Raw genomic sequence first — 19,610 nt, forward strand, 5'->3', positions numbered from 1 at the left:
CTAGTCAAAATATACTGTATGTATAAACAGTATCATGGTGACTTCAAATCGTAAAGAATCGTGCGGCTCAGATTAGTCCGACTGCCGTTTTATTAATCAGGCAGTTGTAAGCCTCTTTTTCTCGCGAGTGCTATGAAGCGCTCTAATGGAGTGGGATTTTTGCGCCGTCTATGAAAGAGGTAGCCGCTTGTGCCGCTCCAGTAAGAAAGCTCCCCAACCTTGATGGTATGTCCTTTCATCATGCGTACAGCTTCACCGTCGGACAGTGTTAACCTTGAGATCTCAAAGAAACTCTTTTTCAGCGCCTCCCGTTCTGAGTAATGACTCACTTCAGGTGGATATTTATCCGGCTCAAGTTGCTCCTGCGCTGGCTTTTCTTTAAATCGCTTAATAATCCTTCTTCGCTCGGCGCGAGTAGGGGGCTTTGTGAAATCGATAGCGGCTTCAGAGCCTGTCGGCTCCGTACAGTTATTGACAGAACTCCGAGAGGACGCGGACGCGTCCTTAAATTCAAAACCCAAATCAACGGCACGCTTCGGGACAATTTTCCATTGCATCAGACGAGTTAGAATTGGTGTATCGTCGCCAACTTCAGTCGCGTAAACACCCTTGATACGCACGGTTTCCTCGCCGTACTCATTCATGTCTTCGCTTCCCTGATACCAGGTGCGCACAGCCAGCTCGTCACGGCGCACGAACGGGCCACCCTGTGCGTTAACATATCCAGCCCAGTCTCCTGCGTCGGCGGCGTCATGCGCGGCCGCAAACTCAACGCTCAGGCCGTGCGCAGTTTCGCTGTCTGCCATGCGGCGCAGCTCGCGGTAAACCGTGACCGGCGCACCGCCGACAAACTGAAATTGCCGGATGTGCCAGCGTGCCGCCCAGGCGGAAACGGCCGAGGCAGTTTCTTTCAGATCTTTGCCGCTCTCGTCGTCTGTCTCACCATCGAGCGCATAACCATCAATATTTTTTGAAATGTATTTAGCAACGTAACCCGTTGCGCTGCCTTTCTCCGGGTCGATAGCCTCGGCGTGAAAACGGGCCTTACGGGCCTTGTCGGTCGTCAGCTCGCTGCTGTCTTCCTGCCAGGCGTAGTCGCGCATAATCTCGCGCACGCGCTCAGCCTGTTCCGGGCGCATAAACATCAGCATGTGCCAGTGTGGGGTCGCGTCGTGATGAGGCTCAGCAACGCGGATCCCGAAGATGCGGATTTCTTCGCGGTGCAGCTTGGCGCGGATTTTCTGCCATACGCTGCAGAGATAACGCTGCGTGTCGGCCGGGCTGGTACCATTCCATTTACGGTTGCGATGGCCAGTTTTTATTGTGGCGTGATAGCGCGCAGGGGCAGTCAGCGTGTAGAACTCGCCGATAAAGCCCATCTCGTTGCAGATGTTTTCAAAGCCGCGAATGCGGGTCATTAGCTCGCAGCGGCGGATCGCCGGATTAGCCACGCTGCCGTCATATTTCTCGATCAGGCTGATGCGATTGCCTTCCTCGTCTTCCAGCTCCATTCCCTTTAAAAACTCACGGGTACGGCGCTTCTGCTCACGCCACTCTGAAACGGTCATGGTGCTGGCGTAGGGGGTGTGCTTTTTACTGACGTTAGCCAGGGCAATCTGAAGATGTTCACGCCATGATGCGGCCACGCGACGCAGCCTGCCTTTCCACCACTTTTCCGTCTGCATACGCAGGATTGCCGGAGTAACTTCCTCCGGGGCAAAAAGACGCGACGTGACCTTTTCCCACAGTGGAGGCGTCTGGCTCAGCTCGCGGGTGATGGTGGCAGCGGTCATGTAAACACGGTGCGTGTATTTGTAATCTGACTCGTCGCTGGCCTGCGCGTGCGCCTGCACCAGCTCGGCGAGGATGAAATTAGCAACATCCCCGGCCAGTAGATCGACGTCGGTGCGCGCCATGTCAGGCAGTCGGTTGAAGCGGCGCATTAGATTGAAAAGCTGACCACCTGCTACAGCCGTGTTGTCACGCTCAGTTGCGTTACCCCCGAGTAACTTTAATGTGCTCCCCTTCATTACCCCGACACGATATTGAGCGTTAACGGTTTCAACGCGTGGCAATGTGCGCTCAACAAATGTTTTTGTTAAGTACGCATTGGCGCGGGCTGTTCCCTGTTTCTTTTCCAGATCGCTGACGCGGCGTTTAACGTCGAGCTGTATCAGCGTCGGCTGTTTTTCGAGTAATTCCTGCGCACCCACTAAAGCCGCAATCATCTGACTGCGGCTGTGCATTTCCTCATAAGTGGGATAGGGGCTGGCAATGGCTTCCCGTGGAGCATTCCACGGGTAAGCAAATTCCTCATGCATCAGGAATTACCCTGCCGGTGTTTACTGCGATGTTCCTCAATTTCCTGGCAGGAAACACAGCGAGTTACACCCAGATACGCGCGCCGGCGCTTTTCAGGAATTGGGGCATCACAGTCTTCACAAAATGAGGCGCTTATAGCAGGCGCGCGATTGACGATATTGGCGATATTTCGAGCCAGCATTTCATCGGTGCGCTGCTGCACGATGTCCATTGAGTCAGCCATTAGTGCGCCTCCTCAATCTGAGCCTGGATTTTTTCCGCTTCATGATTAAGTAGCTCGGCTGCTTCGATGTGTGTCATTCCATCACTACGGATCTTCCATGCCAATACATTGAGGCGTGAGGCCATAAGTTCTGCACGAGCAAGACGCTCTTCCTTGCGAGCATCATTCAGCATCATATCGAGTTCAATATATGAAGCAGGTTTATTGGTAGCAGATGATTTATTCAGCATGTGATTTTCCTTTCTTCAGGCAAAGCGAATCCCGGCGGGTTTACGCCAATTAATTGCTTTGGGTTATTTAGCTTAAAAGAGTCATTCGTTTGGGAAACAAACTCACAACGGCTTTCAGCTGGTTCATTGCGCGAATCAACGCGTTTCTTTCATCAGTAGTGAGATCAGTAAAATCGGCTGAGTGCCGGTCTTTACCGATGTTTGCCAGAAAGAAAATGGCACTTAAAGCACGCCTGTTATCCTGATAATTGCTGTCAGTCACATCGCGCATTTCAGCAATAAAACGGGCTACATCTTTTTCACAATTACCGCCCATCAGTTGAGCCCGAAGCAGAGCTACATGATTCAACGCGGCAACACGTTGACCGGCTGTTAGTTCGACCAGCATGGAATCGCCTTCGATAGCCATGATTTGCTCCTCTTAAGTAATGCCTGTGCTTTGATTTCTGAAGCTGACGGCGTTACTGGATTCCAGCGCTTACCGTTTTCTCCCATGATCCAGCCGTGTCCATAAGACATAGATGGGCTTTGGCGTTTAAGCCTTGCTGCCAATGAGATCATGATTACCACTCAACTCATGCCAAATGATGCACCGATGCCGCTGATGGCATCGACAGTTGAGGACAGTGCCGGGTTAGCCTGAATACGCGCTTGTACTGCCATTGCGGCCAGTGTTAAGCAGCGAATACCGCTATTAACATTTTGCAGCAGGCCGCGTTTACAGTTGGCAGTCATAGGTTCTGTAGAGGTTGCACCAGCTGCTAACTGGCCTACTTCTGCGGTGGCTTTCATGACATATAGGGGAAATTTTTCATCTGCGACTTCATTTACCGGCACACAGGGGAGGCACTGGATTTGCGCCAACAGGCCATCAACCAACGTTGCATCCTCAGTGACATCGGTAAGGGCTAAAACCTCTAAGACGGTAAGCTGATGTGACTGGTCTGGATTCAGTTTGTTACGTAGCGTTTGCGCACGCATGCCGGACTGCTTAGCGACGTCTTCCATGTTGTGAGCTAAGGCGAATTTACGACAAGCATCGTCGTAATGGGTATGGGTAGAAACCTTGAAATCAAACATGCTCAGATCCTTCTTAACTTGCAAAATCAAGTTATGGTTTGATGTAGCGGCATTTGATTGCTTGTTGGCGGTTCTTCTCACGCCATGCAGCAACATTGATAAGCGGATTGCCATGTTTCGTCATGGTGGTTTCTACCACTTCGCCGGTCTTACGATTAGTGCGGTTCTGCGTGTAGGTGAAAGATGGAGTAGGGGCAAGCAAGACAACGCCATTAGCAATCCATTTCTCCAGCACAGACAGGCTGATGCGGTTGGCTGCAGCAAAGTCCTGCTTAGACATGGTTGGGGATGTGGCGAGCGTGACGGCTTTGTTTACGGCGTCGTTTACCGCTTCGCTGATGGCTGGCATCAAAATCGCTGCGACATTGGCAATAAAATCTTGAGATTGCACTAAGTCAAATGCGTTCTGGCTGTTTGCATTTTCAGTATGCATAACGCAATATCTCCAGTTAAATAACGTGTTCTACGGTGTTACATGTGGTGTGCACATACGTTAGATCACAATTGTGCTCATGTAAACTACTTTTGTGGTTGGTTATGTATGCCTAACTTAGAGTCAAATGCCCAAGAAGTGATTGAGAGGTTACTTTCGGCTTATGGTGTAACGACACAGCGTGCATTGGCTGAAGCCCTCAATGTTCCCTCAAATAACGTAAGTGCATGGTCACAACGTAATAGCGTGCCTGGTAGCGCGATTATTAAGTGCGTGCTTGATACCGGCGTAGATCTGCAATGGCTTTTGAATGGAAAGCTTGCAAATGCAAACTTGGAGCGAACTATAGAGCTGCCTTCTGGCGAAGCTCTTTTGAAGGAAATCACATCCAATGGTGGCAAAGCAGTGCTGCGCAGAATCATGGATGCATATGGTTTCACCCTTCAAAAGCAACTTTGCGATCTGCTTGGCATATCATCCGGCACAGTAAGTACGTGGGTACGCAGAAATTATTTTCCTGGAGATGTAGTAGTGACTTGTGCACTCGATACAGGTGCCTCATTAGAGTGGCTCGCTACAGGGAAGGGTAAGCATCACAAAAATTTTCTTAAAGATTTAAGTGGTCATGAGATCCCGCATAAGAATTTGGCAGCAGGTGTGTTAATTGATAGCGGGACTTGGTTAGCAGATTTTAGCTTCATTAAACAACCAATTATTGAACCAATATTTATTTCAGGTAACGTCGAGGCATGGATAGTAGACCAGAGTGTTAAAGACATAAGTAACGGCCGCTGGCTAATTGGCATTGATGATAAATATGATATCTATGATATAGCATTATTGCCGGGCCGAAAGTTAAACGTGACAGGTAAGGGCAATAATTTTACATGCGGTGTCGAGGAAATAAAAGCTGCTGGTAAAGTGGTGTTAACACTGACTTATAATTAACATGAATTGCAATTTTCATTCAGGCTTGTTCTGCTAATGTTCCAATGAATTGATAGCATGAAAAATAAAAACAACTTTTAAATTGGAGGTGCATCAAGATGGATTATTTCTGGATCACACAAAAACCGAAATCTCAGCTTAAAGAATTGGAAGAGGGCTACATTAACTCGCGGCCCTCTGTAAATTACAGTTATTATAGGGAATCAGTCAAGGATATAAGAAAAGGAGATGTGTTATTCTTCTGCTCCAAAGGAATAATTTCATATATTGGAATTACAGAAAGTTCAGTTATATATAGTGAAGATAAGGAAGGCGAACTATGGAGAGTAAAGTTTAAGCATTTTAAATTGGAAAATCCCGTTTCGATTTTAGAGCATAAAGAGTATTTGGTGGATAATAAAAAAATAAAGTACTCACCAATAACTTCTGAAGGAAAATCCCAAGAGGGTTACTGCTCTAATATCCCAGCTAATGTGGCTAATTTTTTACTCTCAAGAGCAGGCGTTTTTTTATCTAATGGTAAAGCAGTTGCATTGAAAAAAGGTTTGAACAACCGAGTGCATAACCTTGCTGAATTGCTGGTTGAACTTAAACGAAATGATGTTTTGAATGTTATAAAAAGCTATAACACATTGAATAAATCGCATTATAAATATCAGCAATCATCAACTTATGATCTTAAGTATGGACTTGAACTTTTTGCGCCAAAGGTTATATTTGGCTTTGCAGCAGCCAAAGTAATAAACAGGCCATTGTTTTCAGACGAGTTTTCAGGTGGTAATGGTACGCCGTGTTTTGAGATTTTGAAAAAATTGGGTTTTGAAATTATTGATAAAGCGGTTCCTGATGTACAAAAAAATGATGTTGAGATAAGTGAGATAAATAAAGATATTTCAGAAATTGAAGAAAACATAAACATTCCTGTGACCGAGCGCCAACAGCTTGTCGATGCAAGAATAGGGCAGGGTAAGTTTAGGCAGGATGTAATTGCATTACATAAAAAATGTATTGTAACTGGAATTGAGCTTCCTGATTTGTTGAGAGCGAGTCACATTAAACCTTGGAAAGACTCAACGAATCAGGAAAGATTAGATCCTGGAAATGGCTTACTTCTATCCGCCAGTATTGATGTTCTTTTTGATAGAGGCTTTATAAGCTTCAAAGATAATGGCCAAATGCTCTTTTCGGATAAATTACGGGGAACTGACATTTTAGAAAAATTAGGTGTTGATCTTGAAAAAAAATTCTTAATTAATCCCAATAATGCTAAGTATCTTAGTTGGCACAGAAATAAATATTTCTATCAGTGACTACATTTGAGAGATTACTGGATCCATGATCAGCGCTGGAGATGCCGCCATATCCTAGCCTCGCACCACTATAAGTCTTTTGTTTTTACATTTACTCTTAGTATGATATATATAATGTAGGAACTTTGCCCGAAAAAAAACTCTCAATGTAAAAGAAGCAGTCTAGAGTGTGATGTTAAAGATGTTTTACCAAAGAAAAGGTTATTTTAACGATGGAAAAAAATTTCTGATTGAAGACTAACAACTCAATGGGTGAATGAATATGAAATCTTTAAGTAGTATCAAAACCTTTGGCGGGACAGATGCAGATAATGATGAGATTCTTTTAAAGGCCTTTGAAGACCATGAAGCATATGAAGATATTATTAACTTTGAAAAGTTTCTTGTTGTAGGCAAGAAAGGAAGTGGTAAAACTGCTATTTTCAAAAAAATAATTACTACAAGACAGCACGATGTTTTTTCATATGGGCATACGTTTTCCGACTACCCGTGGCATTTTCATCAAGAACAAGCAAGAGCAGGAATACCTAACGATGATAAATACACACATAGCTGGAAGTATTTAATTCTGATTTCGTTGGCTAAAATTGTGCTGAATCAAGACCAGTCGCTTCCATGCAACGACGTGTCTTTAGAAAACTTGGAAAAATTAGAAGCATTTATAATTGATGCTTATGGTAGTAGGGATCCAGATATAACTCAGGTTTTCAATCCTCAAAAACAAATAAAAATTAAGCCTCATTTCGAACTGAACTTCAGCGTGTTTAAAGGTGGAGCATCGGCAGAAACCATTCCTATGTCAGAGTTACCTACAATAATACAAGAGGTGAATGCACAGTTGCTAACGAGGGCCTTAAAATCTGTTAATCCTGACCATAAATATTTTATAGCTTTCGATCAGTTAGATTTAGGATTTGATATTAGTTCTGAAGATTATATAAGTAGACTGATCGGTCTACTTTTGGCCGCTCGATCTGTTAATATTGCTGCAAAAGAAGCTGGTGTTAATTTTATAGTTGCTATTTTCCTTAGAGATGATATTTACAATATACTCAGATTTGAAGATAAAAACAAAATAACTGAAAACTTCTTATCGTTAATTGAATGGGATACAGTTAGAACACAAAAGACACTGAAATCTTTAATGGAAAAAAGATTCTCAATTCTACTAGGTGATGGTTCTTCTTCGGAGGAAGTTATACCATGGGAATCTGTATTTAATGAAAAGCGTGAGATGCCTGGACATCAGACAAAATATGACCATATGAAGGATAGGACATATTTGCGCCCTAGAGACATGATAAAGTTTGCCAATAGTGCATTGGCGAAGCATAGAGAAAGACTAAGTCAAAATAACGACCAAAGTCAGGATGACTTGTTAAAAATTGATAACATAGATATTCACAGTGCTAGAGTAGATTATAGTGAGTACTTCCTTAGGGAAATTGATGACGAGGTCCATAAGCATTTTCCAGATTATGAAAAGTATCTTGACGTACTGAGAGCCATAGGAACATGGCAGTTTGATAAAGATATATTTGAAAATACCTGTAAGACGGTTTATCCATCTTCAGGAAAAAGTTTTAATGAGTCATTAGAAGCATTGTATGATTATTCTTTTATTGGCTTTTATAAAGCTGGTGGTAGTGGCTACGGTGGCTCGGAATACATATTTAGATATCGTGATAGCAGAACATCTTTTTCTCACACAGCCAACAGGTTCAGGATTCATCCCGGGTTGATTGAGGTATTAGGTGTTAAGAAACTTTGAATTTTAATATTCACATAGCCACTGGTAAATGCCATAATAAATTTTGGCATTTACCTAAGCTTCAATTATCTTTAATTCATGTGAGAAAAATTTTAATAAAAAAATACGAGGCTGAAATGTTATTTAGTTATGGTGTAAGATATTTAAGAGGTATTCTTAACAAGCTTACCATTATTAGTAAGTAAAATAATAGTCTCATCGGTTGGTAAACTTTGCTGATATGTATCAGCTCCAAACACACTTAATTGCTCGATCAAGGTTGTCTGAAATGAGAATGAAAGGTTTTTACCGGTAAGAATAGTTATTCCACTATTAATAAAAACAACAGCAAATTTAATTCTTTTCATTAAAGGGAGTTTGTCACTCAAGATGAATAATTTCATTGAATCAATCCATTGTCGTGCAAGATGGAACATTATAGACGAGATTAAGGATGAACTCGATAAGTTAGGGCAAAAAAATGACAGAGGGCCTTTATGTTTTTCTGCTGGTAATCTTGAGTACATAAATATTGCGTTGCCAATAGCGACTGCTCTTATCGGCGGAGTGGCAGGCATACTAGTAGCTTTTGTTAATCGTGGTAAGAAAGTGCGGATTGTTTTTGATGGAGATAAAGTAAAAGAAATCGACGCATCAAACTGCAATCCTGATGAGATTGTTGCCACAATTCAAAAGATCAAATCTATAGATATTTTAGAATAAAAATTGCTCCAAGCATTGAAGAGCCATTCCATCGCCATTTTAGACCGTAACTATATGAAAATAAAGATAGAAAATAGTATTCGGTCTTTTTTTGGTTGGCACTTCGTATCAATGACTTAACGTGAAATCAATCAGTTAAGCCCGCTCCTGTTACTTCCTGTTCTACTCTGCTGGACTCTGTGCCGCCACTTTGTCGCTATTTTTCTTCGCCACCAACGCCAGCGGATTGAGTTTATTGAACCTGTCGTTTCTATCCTTTAGTAAATAACTACGCAGCCTGCTTATACCCTGTCGCAATAAGTACGCTTATGTTGCATTTTCAGCATCAATATCCTGAACGATTTAGAACATTTTACGATAGTGGTAGAAATTGTGCGCCTGGCATCGTTGACTCAGACGATGCGGACACCATAAAGATAATCAGGCATTTGATGCATGCTGTTTTAAGGGAGTGCTCATGGTCTGACATCAGGGAAAGGGGCACACGCAGTTGCCGTCTGTTAACAGGAGCACGGGCATCTATGGGAAATGATTGTTTTATCTTCCTGTGGCACTATAAACAGCCATTGTCATGAACGAGGGATTGAGAATGATTTCAGGAACAGCAGCAAAACAGGAACCCGGACGTTACTACACATTTGAGTCGAGACTGCCTCAGGGCGTTTTTTTTGAGATTCGGCCCGACCATTTGCCCCAAAATGCAAAGCCCGTAACAGATGAAGCCAGCGGAATGTGTATCGGTAACTCAGTAGCACAGGCTCCGGGTTTGTGGCAGATTTATGATGTTCAGGGGCATTTTGTCAGGCTGGAAGAAGCGCCGCTTGAAACACCCCTGATCGATCCCACTGATATTGCCCTGTTTGGCTTGGGTATTTTTCGTATCCTTGGTACAGGGCGGGTGCTGTTTGAATCAGGGGCACGTGCCGCTGTTTATGCGAAGCTCAGTCACTCCACTATATCCTTTCTGCGCAGCAGACTTAAACTCGGGCTGCATGCACGTAACCTTAAAATGACCGAGACTGCTGCAAAACATATGTATGAACCGAGTCGCTATGTCCCTCTGCAAATTCAGGAAAGAGCGATTCGCTATGGCAGGCGGATGGCAGATCCCCGCAAAGGTGAAGGTATGTTCAGATATGAGACCAGATTGTTTAAACTACGCTTTAATAAGCAAACAATGGAATATGAGTATAAAGAATACACGACTTGAAGTCGTCGTGCGTGAGTCAGACTGGACGATATCGCATTTTAAATACATGGATTGACAGACTGGACAACTTGTATGTTTGATTTGCGCAATGAAGATTTCACATTTGTAATTTCTCCCTTTGAAAGAATCTCAGACGATGAGGCCGACCCGGTTGATCATCTATGGGACTGGATCCAGTCCTGGATTGAGTTCTCTGTTAGCGGCCTTAAAATGCAGTTTCAAACTGAATTTACCATCGGCGAGCTAAAGATTTTAAAGGATGAGTTTTTCGCACATTACCAAGCACTTATCACGCAGCGTGAATTAAAACCTTTTAATTTTCGCAGCGAACGTGGCCAGCTCAATATGGTTATCAGAAAAGTTACGGGTAAAGAAGGTGTTATAGTGGAGTTTGATATCCGCCCTGAACCACACGCCGACAGCGTTCAGGTTAAAGGTGACTTCAGCCTTAATGAAAGCTATTTTCCTGACATTCTGAAGCGGCTTGATGAAATGATTCAATGGCAGAATTAAACATTTTGCCATTGAGAATTTTTAACTGAAAACTTCGGGCGTAAAATGAATTTTTTATTCAGGCTTATCTGGCCAGCTGATATCTGGCGCGGTCGTGATATCCGTCCGACTCAGCATAACGCGGTATCTTTTCCATGCAGCCAGTCGCGTTAGTTCCTCGTCAGTTGCAATGCTGATATCAACCGCATCCTGCAAAGGGGTTATAGTACGATTAGCTTCGTCCATTTCTGCCGACAAACGGCTGCTGGCCAGAAAGCCAGCATCTTTGGCATCCACAAATGGCGCTGTAAATACGCCGTCACTGTAGAGATAATTACAGCCGGGCTGTTCAGACAATGCGGTAATATCTACCCACTCCAGTGACGGATGATAGAGTTTCTCTGGCTTGACACTCATAGAGACAATTTCCGCAACTCGCTTATCTTCAATCCGGGCGTAGGTTTTCATCAGCTGAACTCCTCAATATAAATAATACCGTCAGATCCATAACTTCCGATAAAGGGATCGGTACGCGTTGTACCTCCGCCGCCTGCACCATAGGTATTTTTTTTGCCTGATGATGAGCTTTCCCCGCTACGGCTACCGCCGCCCCAGTAACTGACGCCGCCGTCACCAGAGCCGCCCCGGTAAGGGTTGCTTGAGGCCGTAATCAGTCCGGGCGCGTCGCTGCCATCACCCCCCTGTATATTTAACAATCCGCCTATGGCCGAGCCGCCAACGCCACCGGCATCACCGGAAGTCGTATTATAGCCATTGCCCGCTGTCAGCTGACCGTTAAAGGTACTGCTAGTCGCGCCGTCGGTTTCGTTACTGCCTCTACCGACTACGCCAGGATAATTTTTTGTCTCATCCACGTTCAGCCAAGCGATTACCGTTCCGCCTGCTCCCCCGCCCGCACCACGGGAAACATAACTCGATCCCCAGGCAAGATAACCATAACCCCGGCCACCACCTCCGGTCAGGATAATCTTGATTCGTTTCGTTCCCGGCGTGGGTTTGTAGTTAACTGCTCCGGGCGTGGTGAAAATCTGGTACCCGATAAAACGGCCGGAAAACTTATCGCTGATGCCAAGATTTTTCAGAACGTCAGGCAACAGCCCGGCATCGGCCATTTCCTTTAATGCGTTTTCAATTAACGGGTACTGACCATGCGGATTAGCGCTTTTGAGATGCTTTGCCATCACCTCGTCAGCGTAGGCTTTCACCTCGATCACAGCGTCATCAACATACTTACGCGTTGCCAGCACCACTGACGGATCAATTTTCAGCGTGACGGCGGTTGTGCTGTTCACGATTAAAATCATGCGCACGGTCTGCGTCCGGCCGCTTCCTTCGGCCAGCTGAGGCTTGTAAGTCTCCGGGCAGTTAGCAACGGCAATCAGCACGCCGTCAGCGTCATACAGGCCGATTTCACGGATCCAGAAACCGCCCTCGCTTTCCGGGATAATCTGCTCTGCGATAATCTGGCTGCTGTTTGCCGCGTCAACGGTCAGCGAATCAAGCTGCGCGCGTCGCTTCTCGCCGATGAGCTTTGTCTGTGCCGCATCAGGGGTCGGCAGTGTGCCGCCACCGTCGCCGACGCCCATCGAGGCGATGTTTACTTTCGTGCCGAGTGCGGCGGCGTTCGCCAGCTTAGCCGCGCCCTGATTGGTCAGCAGGGCAAAATATTTTGTCGTCATGCGCTCACTTCCGTCAGGTCAATAAGATGCACCGCCACGCCGGAATAACCCGGCCCGCCGACGCTGATAAGTTCAGGGGTATAGGGATAAACGGTCAGCTCGTCGCCGCTGTAGCTGGCAACGGCAACCGGCAGCGCGCCGTTCACGTCAAGATTGATAGACAGGCCGATAAGGTGACGGCTGCAGGGCTTCGCATCGGCTATCAGGCGCTCAAGCTCGTTATACATTTCCTCAGTAATGCCGGTATCGAGTACGCCCACATCCAGCCGGAACGTGCCAGGCGCTTCGCCGGTTTTCCACCACTCAATGATTCTGATGAGATAGCCCAGAGGCTCAACGACGCGGCGTATAGCGCCAATCGTTCCCTTGTGCCGATGCACGTACTGCGAGGCGGCAACCACGGCGCGCTTTGTTGATTCCGGCCAGGCTGAATCCCAGCGATCAACTGACCACGCCCACGCCAGATAGGGCAGAAGCTCAACCGGGCAGGCTTGCGGATTCCATAACTGGCGCAGCGGCACGCTCATCGTACCGGGGCTTGCAAGAGCCTCGGCGGCAGCAACCTCAAGCGCTGACGAGCCGGTCGGCAGCAGGCGATCACTCATCCGAGCCTCCCACGGTCAGCGCGTATCCTGTGCAGTAAGCGGCCTGGGTTTTGTCTAGCACCACGTCAGCGGAAGGCTTGATAAGGTTGACGCGCTGCACGCCCTCAACGTGCATGGCGGCATACAGCGCAGACAGGCGAATGTCACGGCCGAGACGCTTTTGTGCGCTGACAAAGGCGGCGAGTTTTGCCTCTGAAGCGGCACGGATTGGCTCCGCTTCCGGCCCCGGATAGAGGTAAAGCTCGGCCTCGATTTCGTAACTAACAATCTTCGCTGACTGCACGCTCACCCGGTCAGCAACCGGGCGCACGTCTTCGTCATTGAGCGCAGCGTTAACCACGGCCAGCAAATCATCACCGGCCACGCCGTTGCCCTCACGCGCGAGCACAGTCACGGTAACAACGGCGGGCGACGGGCTGATGGCTGATGCATCGGCTACGCGGCCGTCGGCACTTCTGGCGTGGTATTCATATGCACCGGTTGGCCCGGCCACGCTCAGCCCCTCAAAAGCCGAGGCGATGTGCAGCCGGAAATCGTCGTTACTTTCCATCACGGCGGAGGTCGGCGGAATTGTTGTATTGTCAGCCGGGATAATGGTCAGGCGGGTTACACCATTGTTAGTGCCGAGCTGGTCAAGGTCGCCGTCAAGTGCATATGCCACCATGACGGCCTTTGCCGCCTCGTTGATGCGCTGGCGCAGGATCAGCTCGCGATAGGCGTTTTCCTGCAGCAGCTTGACGATGGGTTCTGATTCAAACGTCAGCGTGCGGGCGACAGCCTCCTGCTGCTCGGCCGGGTAAAGGGAAATCAGCGTTGCCTTTCGCTAGGCCAGCAGGGTTTCATAGTCCAGCGACTCCACCACGTCAGGCGCGGGTAGCTGGCTCAGGTCGATAGTTGCCATAGTCTCAGCTCACAGGAACGGTTAAGGAAAAAGGCTGCGCGCTGTCGGTGCGGTTGCCGGACAGCTCAACCACCATTGCGCCGTTGATATCCGACTCAAAGCTGATGGCGGTCAGTTTTACGCGCGGCTCCCATTTCAGGATCGCCAGATAGCAGGCCGACATAATCTGCAGGCGCAGCGCCTCGTTTTGCGGCTGGTCAATCAACGCGGATAAAAGCGACCCGTACTGGCGACGCATCACCCTGGAGCCGTGCGGGGTCAGCAGAATGTCACGCACTGACTGCCGGATATGATCGAGGTCGGTCAGCGCGCCGCCAGTTTCCCGGTTCATGCCGATATATTTTGGGGTTGTCATACTGGCGCTCCCGTTTTTCCGCCGCTGTCGCCCGGATGGATATGCGAATGCAGCACCTTGCCGTTTGAGGAAAGGCTGCCGCCGGTATGCGTAACGTCGCCTTTCATGGTGCCGCCCTTTGTGACTTCCAGCTGCGCAGTTTTGAGCAGCGTTGTGCATTCCACTTCTGGCGAGTCAAATAGGATTTTTACCGCCGCTTTAATAGTTGCCGTCTGTATACCGGTTGCGGTCAGTGCGCCGGTTTCCGGCTCGTACTCGATCACCGCACCGTCAGGAAATGACCAGTGCAGCGCATCAGCCGAGGCCGAAGGAGCCGGGTTGTCATCAGAGAAAATACCCGGCAGCACAAAGCCGGTATCGAGTTCGCCGCCGAGGCACAGCACAAGCACCTGCTCACCCACTGACGGTGCATTCCAGGAGCGGGTTTTACCCGCGCGGGCGCTCAGCCAGTGCAGCCAGTTAGTTGTATTTTTTCCGGTATCGACACGGCACAGGCCGTCAATGCGATTGACTTCAGAGACGGTGCCGATGCGGATGATATTGCGCAGCAGGCGCAGGATTTCTGTAAGTTGTTCGTTCATGCAGGCATAATGAGACGTACTGTATTAGCAAACCACACAACTATGCTTGTTCATGAGCCAGCAAACAGTTGAAAAACCCCGGTAACATTTATGAAAATTTATTTTGCAGATGAAAATATCAAAGGTATTATTTCTACTTATTTGAAAGAACTAAAGAAACTTGATTTCTCAGATGACTTCGAAAAAAATCGAGCAGGCTTCACAGCACTTATTCTTGGTTCAATGGTAAGAGACTGCGAAGATTGGGATGTTAATTCTCAGTTCAATATTCACCATTTTTCTGATCAACTGACATCTAACTTGGATAAAAATTATCGGGAAAGCTTAGATGCTGCAAATATCAATTTAATATTTGTATTGGCTTTTAGATTCTACAGCGAGTTTCAATTGTACACAGCACATGATTCAACGGGGCCGTATGACGCAATCAGAATGTTCATCAAAGAAAATTTAGCGCGATTTCCGAAAAAGCTATCAGAGCACATTAATTATACTTTGTATGATATGCCCTCAGCCATCCTAAAGTTTATGATGTCTGGACAAGACTTTGGTGTCATGAGGGAGTTTTTAAAAGCAAAAGCAATAGCAGCACAACATAAACAAATTTGGGATGGCGAACTTATTAAAAAGAAAGGTGAGGTTGATAAGTTACGAGAGGCCCTTGAGAAATATAAAACAGGCTTTAATTTCGTTGCACTTTATGCCGGTTTTAACGAACTAGGCAGACAAAAAAAAGTAGAAATCCGCTGGGCAAGAACATTTATGCTATTGATAGGTTTTACCATCCCTTTAATAATGGCGTATAGCCTTTATCACTTTGTGAACAAAACATATGCTTTTGCAAGTGTAAATGAGCTAGTGATTTTTCTGCCTGCTTCTGCAATCACCTTGGTTATGCTGTATTACTTCAGGGTCTCATTAGCCAACTACAATTCTATCCGAGCGCAGTTAATGCAGATTGAATTAAGGAAAAGCTTATGTCAATTCATACAGGATTATTCAAAGTATAGTAGTGAAATATCTAAACAAAACGCTGGGCTATTGAGTAAATTTGAAGATATTATTTTCTCAAACATAATGACCTCGGAAGAAAAAATACCATCAACTTTTGATGGGTTAGAACAAATTGCCACATTAATCAAAGCAGTCAAAGTTAAGTGATTATTCAAAAAAGTGATATTACAGCCTCTTCAATTGCGTGAATATCTTCATTGCTTAACCCCAATAACGGGCGCTCTTCATAACGGACTTCTTTACCTTTGCGCGATGGCCGGTCGCGCAGCCCGTAATGATGTACGCGGGCCATGCGCTGCACGTTGCCCGCAAACTCGATCGCGGCTTCATTCGGGCTGGCCTGCGTCTTCATGTACTTAGCTGTGCGCAGCTTAACGAACATCTCGCGCTTTATCCGGCCCTTTTTGCTGCGCACCGGCTGCGTTTTGCGGGGCTTAAACGGCGTGCCGTCAGGTGCCTGCTGGCGTTTAATGTTCTGCTGCTGACTCGCGCGCAGCTTCTTCGCGATGGTTCGCGCCATCTCTTTGCGTGCCGGGGCAGACAGGCTGCTGATAAGCGCCTCCAGCCTGTCATTTACCCGCTGCAGCTCGCTCATGACTGCCACTCGCTGACCAGCTCGCCCTTAACGTAAAGCTGCACCGGCCGCGCGTCATTCTCCGGCAGCGGGTTCTCGCCGACGTGCGTCACGTGCAGCCCGTCGTCGGCCTGCTTCACGATCACGCGCTCGCTCAGCTGCAGCTCAATGCTGATATCGCTGGCCGTGTCGCTGATAACGTCAGCCTGAAAGGTAAAGCCCGTCCGGCGCTTTTCCTCGGTTGCCATAATGTCGGGCTCATTGGTTCGCAGCCATGCCAGCAGCGGCACAATCAACAGGTCGATGTTACCGGCGTAATCGGTAATGACCATGTTAAGCCGGTACTGGTATTCAAACGACAGCGAGCTGGCAAGCGTCGAGACGATGCGCCCGCTGTCGATAAACACATTGAGCGCGTCAGGGTTTCGCTGCAGCTCCGGCACGCTGTCGGTAAGCGCCTGGCGCAGTTGTTGCGGTTTCAGCATCGTGTTGCTCCTGGCAGTCTTTGATGATTTCGACCTGCAGCCCGCAGGCAGCGAGTGCGGACTCAAGCTGGCGATTATCCGCCGCCAGATCGCCCGCCGTTTTAAGGCTGTTTCCCGGCAGCGGGCAGCTTGTCACGCGCGGACACCCAATCCAGATAATCTCTGGCGCTGCTGAAGGCCGGGCGGGTGTGCAGCCGGATAACATCGTCAGGCAGAGCAGCAGCAGACCAGTCACGCAGTATCGGATTCGCATCGGTTTCTCTCTGTATGGTCATTTCACGGTTAAGCGCGGCCGTGCTGGCGCGCCCCTGCATCAGCCGCAGCTCGGCCTCACGCTTCTGGCTGGCCCTGGCATCGGCATCCAGCCGGGCTATGGCTTTATCCCGGCTCTCGATACCGGCTGAAAGCGTGCCGATAATGCGTTGTGCGCTGGTCAGGTCGTCTTTGGCTTCTTTCCACTGCCAGCCGGTTACGCCCAGCGCCAGCAGAGCCACGGCCAGAATCAGCGCTATCAGGCGCGTCATGTCGCACCCCGCAGGCAGTATGCTGTCTCATTCGCGCGGCGGTTCTCCAGCCCGCGATTTCTCACGCCCTTAACGAACACCCAGCGTCGCAGCTCGTTACAGGCATCAAGCCAGTGCTGCAGCCTGATGTAACGGGCAAAGGTCGAGCTGCAGGCCGCGCGCACGCCGACGTTAAAGGCGAATGACACGGCCGTGTCATAGACCGGCTGTGGCATATCGCTGCGCATACAGGCATCGATCCCGCGCTCGACTCGCATCACGTCATACACCAGATTGACCGCCGCCTGTCGCTCGCTGATCTGGCTTTGCGGCGTCACGCCCTCTGTGTGACCGATGCCGTTCGTCCAGACTCCGGCGCTGCACTGATAGGGCGAGGTGCGACACCCCTCAGCGTTGGCGATGAGCGCCAGTCCGGCCTCGGACGTTTTCAGGGTTTTGAACTGTGGCAGCAGCGCGGCAATCGCCAGCACGGCCACCACGGCGCAGCGTTTAACGGTCTGGCTCAAGGCTCACCCCCCGCAGGCGCTGCAGCTCGTAGGTTTTACGGCGGTAATGCCAGTTGATAAAGAACGTCGCCACGTTAGTAATGAGCGTGATAACGGCCACGCCGGAACCGACCATAAAGGCGATATCCTGCGGCGTATGACGCCCGAACCACATCAGGATGAGGCCAATCAGGTAGTTAATCACAGAGCTGATTTTTTCCATTTTTAGTCCCACAGGTTGACGGTTTCACCTGCTGAAGAGTCAGGCAGATCGGGCAGCGTTACCTCACAGCCGTGCGGCAGCACCGGCCCGCTTTCGGCAAGGCCCGGATTAGCCGCGTAAACCAGCTCGACGGCCTGCCCGGTTCGCCCGTAATAGCGCTGGCAGATTTCGTCAACGGTATCGCCCTGCTGTGCGTAAATGTTCATCAGAGCAGATCCACAATGCAGCCAGGCTTACCTGCGATTCGGCTGATACTGAATCGCGCGTCGCGCCAGTACTCGTCGGCGCTGGCCTCGATTTCGCCCGCTTTTTTCGTGCCGCTGGCGTCATAGCCGCGATAGCGCTCAACGATGGTGGCGGCGGTCAGCGCGCCGACGGCAGCAAGGTAGGCCGTAATCTTTTCGCTCTCGCCGTCCAGCGATTCCGCAGGCACGTCGGCCTGCATCTTAAAGCCCGCCACCATCTGCGCGGCGCGCCAGTCGTACAGCTCGGCGTTCACTTCTGAAATCGCCGTCTTCACGGCAAGGCGCAGGCGCTGCGCCGTGACCGTTCCCTCATAGCGCAGCGCATCGCGCAGCTGCTGCAGGTCAACGTCAGGCCAGAAAAACGTATTCTTTACCGGCGGCTCGGCAGCGTCTGCCGGTCGCGGGGCGGGGCGGGGATAATAACCGTGTTATTCATAATCGGCCTTTGAAATAGGTGGGCGGTGGAGGAGGGCGCAGACACTGAAAGTGCGTTGCCGTCCTGCCGCCCGTGCGCGGGGTCGCGTTCGGTCAGCGGCTGGCGATGGCCTGCTTTTTCATCGCAGTTCCCAGCCGCTCAATGTCTTTTTTGACGCCGCAGCCGTCGTGCAGCTGATGCGCCCTTACAAGGTGGATCATCGCCTCCGAGGCCCTGCCCGCATCGCGAAGCACATACCCGGTTATCTTGTGCAGCTTGGCGCGCACCTGATCGGGCATGTCTTCGGATTCCGTCATCGCAATGGTTGCCAGCAGCGGGTCAACATCGACCGGCTCTTTTGCCGTCCAGGCGCGCGTTGCCGCGCTGGCGACTTCCTCGGCCAGCAGGTAAGGCAGGCTGGCGCGCTTAAAGCCGTCAGGCGGCACAAGGCCATGCGTCAGCGCGTACCGGGCAATCTCCAGCGCGCCGGGCACGTCGCCCGCATCGAGCCGCCAGATCATGACGGTCATCAGCACGGCATCCTGTGCGCCTTTGCCTTTTTCCAGCACGCCCGCTACCCACGGCAGGTACTCCGGCAGCATCTGGCGCTTAAGCTCCGCCTTGCGCTCGTTAGAGTGCACTTTCTTCAGGCGGCGCTTATCGTCGATGAGCTTGATGAGCATCTGCTCATAGCCGCTGGCGTGGCGCAGCGGGTTGTCGGCACTCTGCGAGGCTTCGATAGCCTCCTGGCGCATGCGGTGACGTCGGGCAGGGCTTAACAT

Annotated in this window: 28 protein-coding genes and 2 pseudogenes; 7 read left to right on the forward strand and 23 right to left on the reverse strand. The window is 49.1% G+C overall.

The window, feature by feature from the left end; all coding sequences use genetic code 11:
* Positions 1 to 92: 92 nt before the first annotated feature.
* The 7 genes from KTJ90_RS08260 to KTJ90_RS08290 all read right to left on the reverse strand — a co-directional run bounded on the left by KTJ90_RS08260 (position 93) and on the right by KTJ90_RS08290 (position 4,288).
* Entirely contained in the window at positions 93 to 2,321 is a 2,229-nt protein-coding gene (locus KTJ90_RS08260; RefSeq protein WP_499026257.1) for a replication endonuclease, read from the reverse strand.
* Entirely contained in the window at positions 2,321 to 2,545 is a 225-nt protein-coding gene (locus KTJ90_RS08265; protein ID WP_182685720.1) for a TraR/DksA family transcriptional regulator, read from the reverse strand. The genes KTJ90_RS08260 and KTJ90_RS08265 overlap by 1 nt, the downstream gene beginning before the upstream one ends.
* Positions 2,545 to 2,775: a DUF2732 family protein gene (locus KTJ90_RS08270; RefSeq protein WP_499026259.1), complete on the reverse strand. Its 231-nt coding sequence runs from the start codon at positions 2,773 to 2,775 to the stop codon at positions 2,545 to 2,547. Before KTJ90_RS08270 ends, KTJ90_RS08265 begins: the two co-directional genes overlap by 1 nt.
* Before the next feature lie 67 nt (positions 2,776 to 2,842).
* Positions 2,843 to 3,184 carry a DUF5347 family protein gene (locus KTJ90_RS08275; protein ID WP_499026261.1) on the reverse strand — a complete coding sequence of 114 codons (342 nt, stop codon included), beginning with the start codon at positions 3,182 to 3,184 and terminating at the stop codon, positions 2,843 to 2,845.
* Positions 3,148 to 3,336 carry a phage filamentation protein Fil family protein gene (locus KTJ90_RS08280; RefSeq protein WP_499026263.1) on the reverse strand — a complete coding sequence of 63 codons (189 nt, stop codon included), beginning with the start codon at positions 3,334 to 3,336 and terminating at the stop codon, positions 3,148 to 3,150. Before KTJ90_RS08280 ends, KTJ90_RS08275 begins: the two co-directional genes overlap by 37 nt.
* 9 nt (positions 3,337 to 3,345) lie before the next feature.
* Positions 3,346 to 3,855, reverse strand: a complete 510-nt coding sequence (locus tag KTJ90_RS08285; protein WP_499026265.1) for a phage regulatory CII family protein — start codon at positions 3,853 to 3,855, stop codon at positions 3,346 to 3,348.
* A 31-nt stretch (positions 3,856 to 3,886) separates the two neighbouring features.
* A complete protein-coding gene (locus tag KTJ90_RS08290; RefSeq protein ID WP_003854592.1) occupies positions 3,887 to 4,288 on the reverse strand; it encodes a hypothetical protein in 402 nt (133 codons plus the stop codon).
* Between the two features lie 108 nt (positions 4,289 to 4,396).
* On the opposite strand from KTJ90_RS08290, the gene KTJ90_RS08295 reads away from it, so the two are divergent.
* From KTJ90_RS08295 to KTJ90_RS08305, 3 genes are all read left to right on the forward strand, one after another.
* Positions 4,397 to 5,236 carry a phage repressor protein CI gene (locus tag KTJ90_RS08295; protein WP_499026267.1) on the forward strand — a complete coding sequence of 280 codons (840 nt, stop codon included), beginning with the start codon at positions 4,397 to 4,399 and terminating at the stop codon, positions 5,234 to 5,236.
* A 98-nt stretch (positions 5,237 to 5,334) separates the two neighbouring features.
* A complete protein-coding gene (locus KTJ90_RS08300; protein ID WP_499026269.1) occupies positions 5,335 to 6,546 on the forward strand; it encodes an HNH endonuclease in 1,212 nt (403 codons plus the stop codon).
* Between the two features lie 262 nt (positions 6,547 to 6,808).
* A complete protein-coding gene (locus tag KTJ90_RS08305; RefSeq protein ID WP_499026271.1) occupies positions 6,809 to 8,317 on the forward strand; it encodes a P-loop ATPase, Sll1717 family in 1,509 nt (502 codons plus the stop codon).
* A 143-nt stretch (positions 8,318 to 8,460) separates the two neighbouring features.
* Here KTJ90_RS08305 and KTJ90_RS08310 read toward each other — a convergent pair whose 3' ends face one another.
* Positions 8,461 to 8,700, reverse strand: a complete 240-nt coding sequence (locus tag KTJ90_RS08310; RefSeq protein ID WP_499026273.1) for a hypothetical protein — start codon at positions 8,698 to 8,700, stop codon at positions 8,461 to 8,463.
* Between KTJ90_RS08310 and KTJ90_RS08315 the strand changes: the two genes are divergently transcribed.
* From KTJ90_RS08315 to KTJ90_RS08325, 3 genes are all read left to right on the forward strand, one after another.
* A complete protein-coding gene (locus tag KTJ90_RS08315; RefSeq protein ID WP_499026275.1) occupies positions 8,687 to 9,019 on the forward strand; it encodes a hypothetical protein in 333 nt (110 codons plus the stop codon). The genes KTJ90_RS08310 and KTJ90_RS08315 overlap by 14 nt on opposite strands.
* Before the next feature lie 589 nt (positions 9,020 to 9,608).
* On the forward strand, positions 9,609 to 10,229 hold the full coding sequence (locus KTJ90_RS08320; protein ID WP_261766303.1) for a hypothetical protein: 621 nt from the start codon (positions 9,609 to 9,611) through the stop codon (positions 10,227 to 10,229).
* 72 nt (positions 10,230 to 10,301) lie between these two features.
* Positions 10,302 to 10,742 carry a WapI family immunity protein gene (locus tag KTJ90_RS08325; protein WP_003854558.1) on the forward strand — a complete coding sequence of 147 codons (441 nt, stop codon included), beginning with the start codon at positions 10,302 to 10,304 and terminating at the stop codon, positions 10,740 to 10,742.
* A gap of 54 nt (positions 10,743 to 10,796) precedes the next feature.
* Here KTJ90_RS08325 and KTJ90_RS08330 read toward each other — a convergent pair whose 3' ends face one another.
* The 6 genes and pseudogenes from KTJ90_RS08330 to KTJ90_RS08355 form a co-directional block, all read right to left on the reverse strand.
* Positions 10,797 to 11,189, reverse strand: coding sequence for a tail fiber assembly protein (locus KTJ90_RS08330; protein WP_008925349.1), 393 nt, complete (start codon positions 11,187 to 11,189; stop codon positions 10,797 to 10,799).
* Positions 11,189 to 12,421, reverse strand: coding sequence for a phage tail protein (locus KTJ90_RS08335; protein ID WP_499026278.1), 1,233 nt, complete (start codon positions 12,419 to 12,421; stop codon positions 11,189 to 11,191). Before KTJ90_RS08335 ends, KTJ90_RS08330 begins: the two co-directional genes overlap by 1 nt.
* Positions 12,418 to 13,026, reverse strand: a complete 609-nt coding sequence (locus tag KTJ90_RS08340; protein WP_008925347.1) for a phage tail protein I — start codon at positions 13,024 to 13,026, stop codon at positions 12,418 to 12,420. The genes KTJ90_RS08335 and KTJ90_RS08340 overlap by 4 nt, the downstream gene beginning before the upstream one ends.
* Positions 13,019 to 13,927 (reverse strand): annotated as a pseudogene (locus KTJ90_RS08345) (baseplate assembly protein). The gene KTJ90_RS08340 and the pseudogene KTJ90_RS08345 overlap by 8 nt, the downstream one beginning before the upstream one ends.
* 4 nt (positions 13,928 to 13,931) lie before the next feature.
* Positions 13,932 to 14,282 (reverse strand): GPW/gp25 family protein, encoded by a 351-nt coding sequence (locus KTJ90_RS08350; protein WP_499026280.1) that lies wholly within the window; start codon positions 14,280 to 14,282, stop codon positions 13,932 to 13,934.
* Complete coding sequence (locus tag KTJ90_RS08355; RefSeq protein ID WP_499026282.1) at positions 14,279 to 14,863, reverse strand: phage baseplate assembly protein V; 585 nt, start codon at positions 14,861 to 14,863, stop codon at positions 14,279 to 14,281. The genes KTJ90_RS08350 and KTJ90_RS08355 overlap by 4 nt, the downstream gene beginning before the upstream one ends.
* Positions 14,864 to 14,953: 90 nt before the next feature.
* Here KTJ90_RS08355 and KTJ90_RS08360 point away from each other — a divergent pair, with 90 nt between their 5' ends.
* On the forward strand, positions 14,954 to 16,024 hold the full coding sequence (locus KTJ90_RS08360; RefSeq protein ID WP_499026284.1) for a hypothetical protein: 1,071 nt from the start codon (positions 14,954 to 14,956) through the stop codon (positions 16,022 to 16,024).
* A 4-nt stretch (positions 16,025 to 16,028) separates the two neighbouring features.
* On the opposite strand, the gene KTJ90_RS08365 is transcribed toward KTJ90_RS08360, so the two are convergent.
* From KTJ90_RS08365 to KTJ90_RS08405, 9 genes and pseudogenes are all read right to left on the reverse strand, one after another.
* Positions 16,029 to 16,472, reverse strand: a complete 444-nt coding sequence (locus tag KTJ90_RS08365; protein WP_499026286.1) for a phage virion morphogenesis protein — start codon at positions 16,470 to 16,472, stop codon at positions 16,029 to 16,031.
* Positions 16,469 to 16,936, reverse strand: coding sequence for a phage tail protein (locus tag KTJ90_RS08370; RefSeq protein ID WP_499026288.1), 468 nt, complete (start codon positions 16,934 to 16,936; stop codon positions 16,469 to 16,471). The genes KTJ90_RS08365 and KTJ90_RS08370 overlap by 4 nt, the downstream gene beginning before the upstream one ends.
* The gene (gene lysC, locus KTJ90_RS08375; protein ID WP_499026290.1) at positions 16,869 to 17,141 is read right to left on the reverse strand and encodes an Rz1-like lysis system protein LysC; all 273 of its coding nucleotides are present in this window, start codon (positions 17,139 to 17,141) and stop codon (positions 16,869 to 16,871) included. The genes KTJ90_RS08370 and lysC overlap by 68 nt, the downstream gene beginning before the upstream one ends.
* Positions 17,038 to 17,460, reverse strand: coding sequence for an Rz-like lysis system protein LysB (lysB, locus tag KTJ90_RS08380; RefSeq protein ID WP_499026292.1), 423 nt, complete (start codon positions 17,458 to 17,460; stop codon positions 17,038 to 17,040). The genes lysC and lysB overlap by 104 nt, the downstream gene beginning before the upstream one ends.
* Positions 17,457 to 17,966, reverse strand: a complete 510-nt coding sequence (locus KTJ90_RS08385) for a lysozyme (RefSeq protein ID WP_499026294.1) — start codon at positions 17,964 to 17,966, stop codon at positions 17,457 to 17,459. The genes lysB and KTJ90_RS08385 overlap by 4 nt, the downstream gene beginning before the upstream one ends.
* Positions 17,950 to 18,168, reverse strand: coding sequence for an HP1 family phage holin (locus tag KTJ90_RS08390; protein ID WP_010255079.1), 219 nt, complete (start codon positions 18,166 to 18,168; stop codon positions 17,950 to 17,952). Before KTJ90_RS08390 ends, KTJ90_RS08385 begins: the two co-directional genes overlap by 17 nt.
* 2 nt (positions 18,169 to 18,170) lie before the next feature.
* Positions 18,171 to 18,374, reverse strand: a complete 204-nt coding sequence (locus KTJ90_RS08395; RefSeq protein WP_182630319.1) for a tail protein X — start codon at positions 18,372 to 18,374, stop codon at positions 18,171 to 18,173.
* A pseudogene (locus KTJ90_RS08400) lies at positions 18,374 to 18,823 on the reverse strand (head completion/stabilization protein); the annotation flags it as partial. The gene KTJ90_RS08395 and the pseudogene KTJ90_RS08400, both read right to left, overlap by 1 nt.
* A 118-nt stretch (positions 18,824 to 18,941) precedes the next feature.
* Complete coding sequence (locus tag KTJ90_RS08405) at positions 18,942 to 19,610, reverse strand: phage terminase small subunit (protein ID WP_499026296.1); 669 nt, start codon at positions 19,608 to 19,610, stop codon at positions 18,942 to 18,944.

The sequence above is a fragment of the Pantoea jilinensis genome (assembly GCF_019104105.1).
GTDB lineage: Bacteria > Pseudomonadota > Gammaproteobacteria > Enterobacterales > Enterobacteriaceae > Pantoea > Pantoea eucalypti.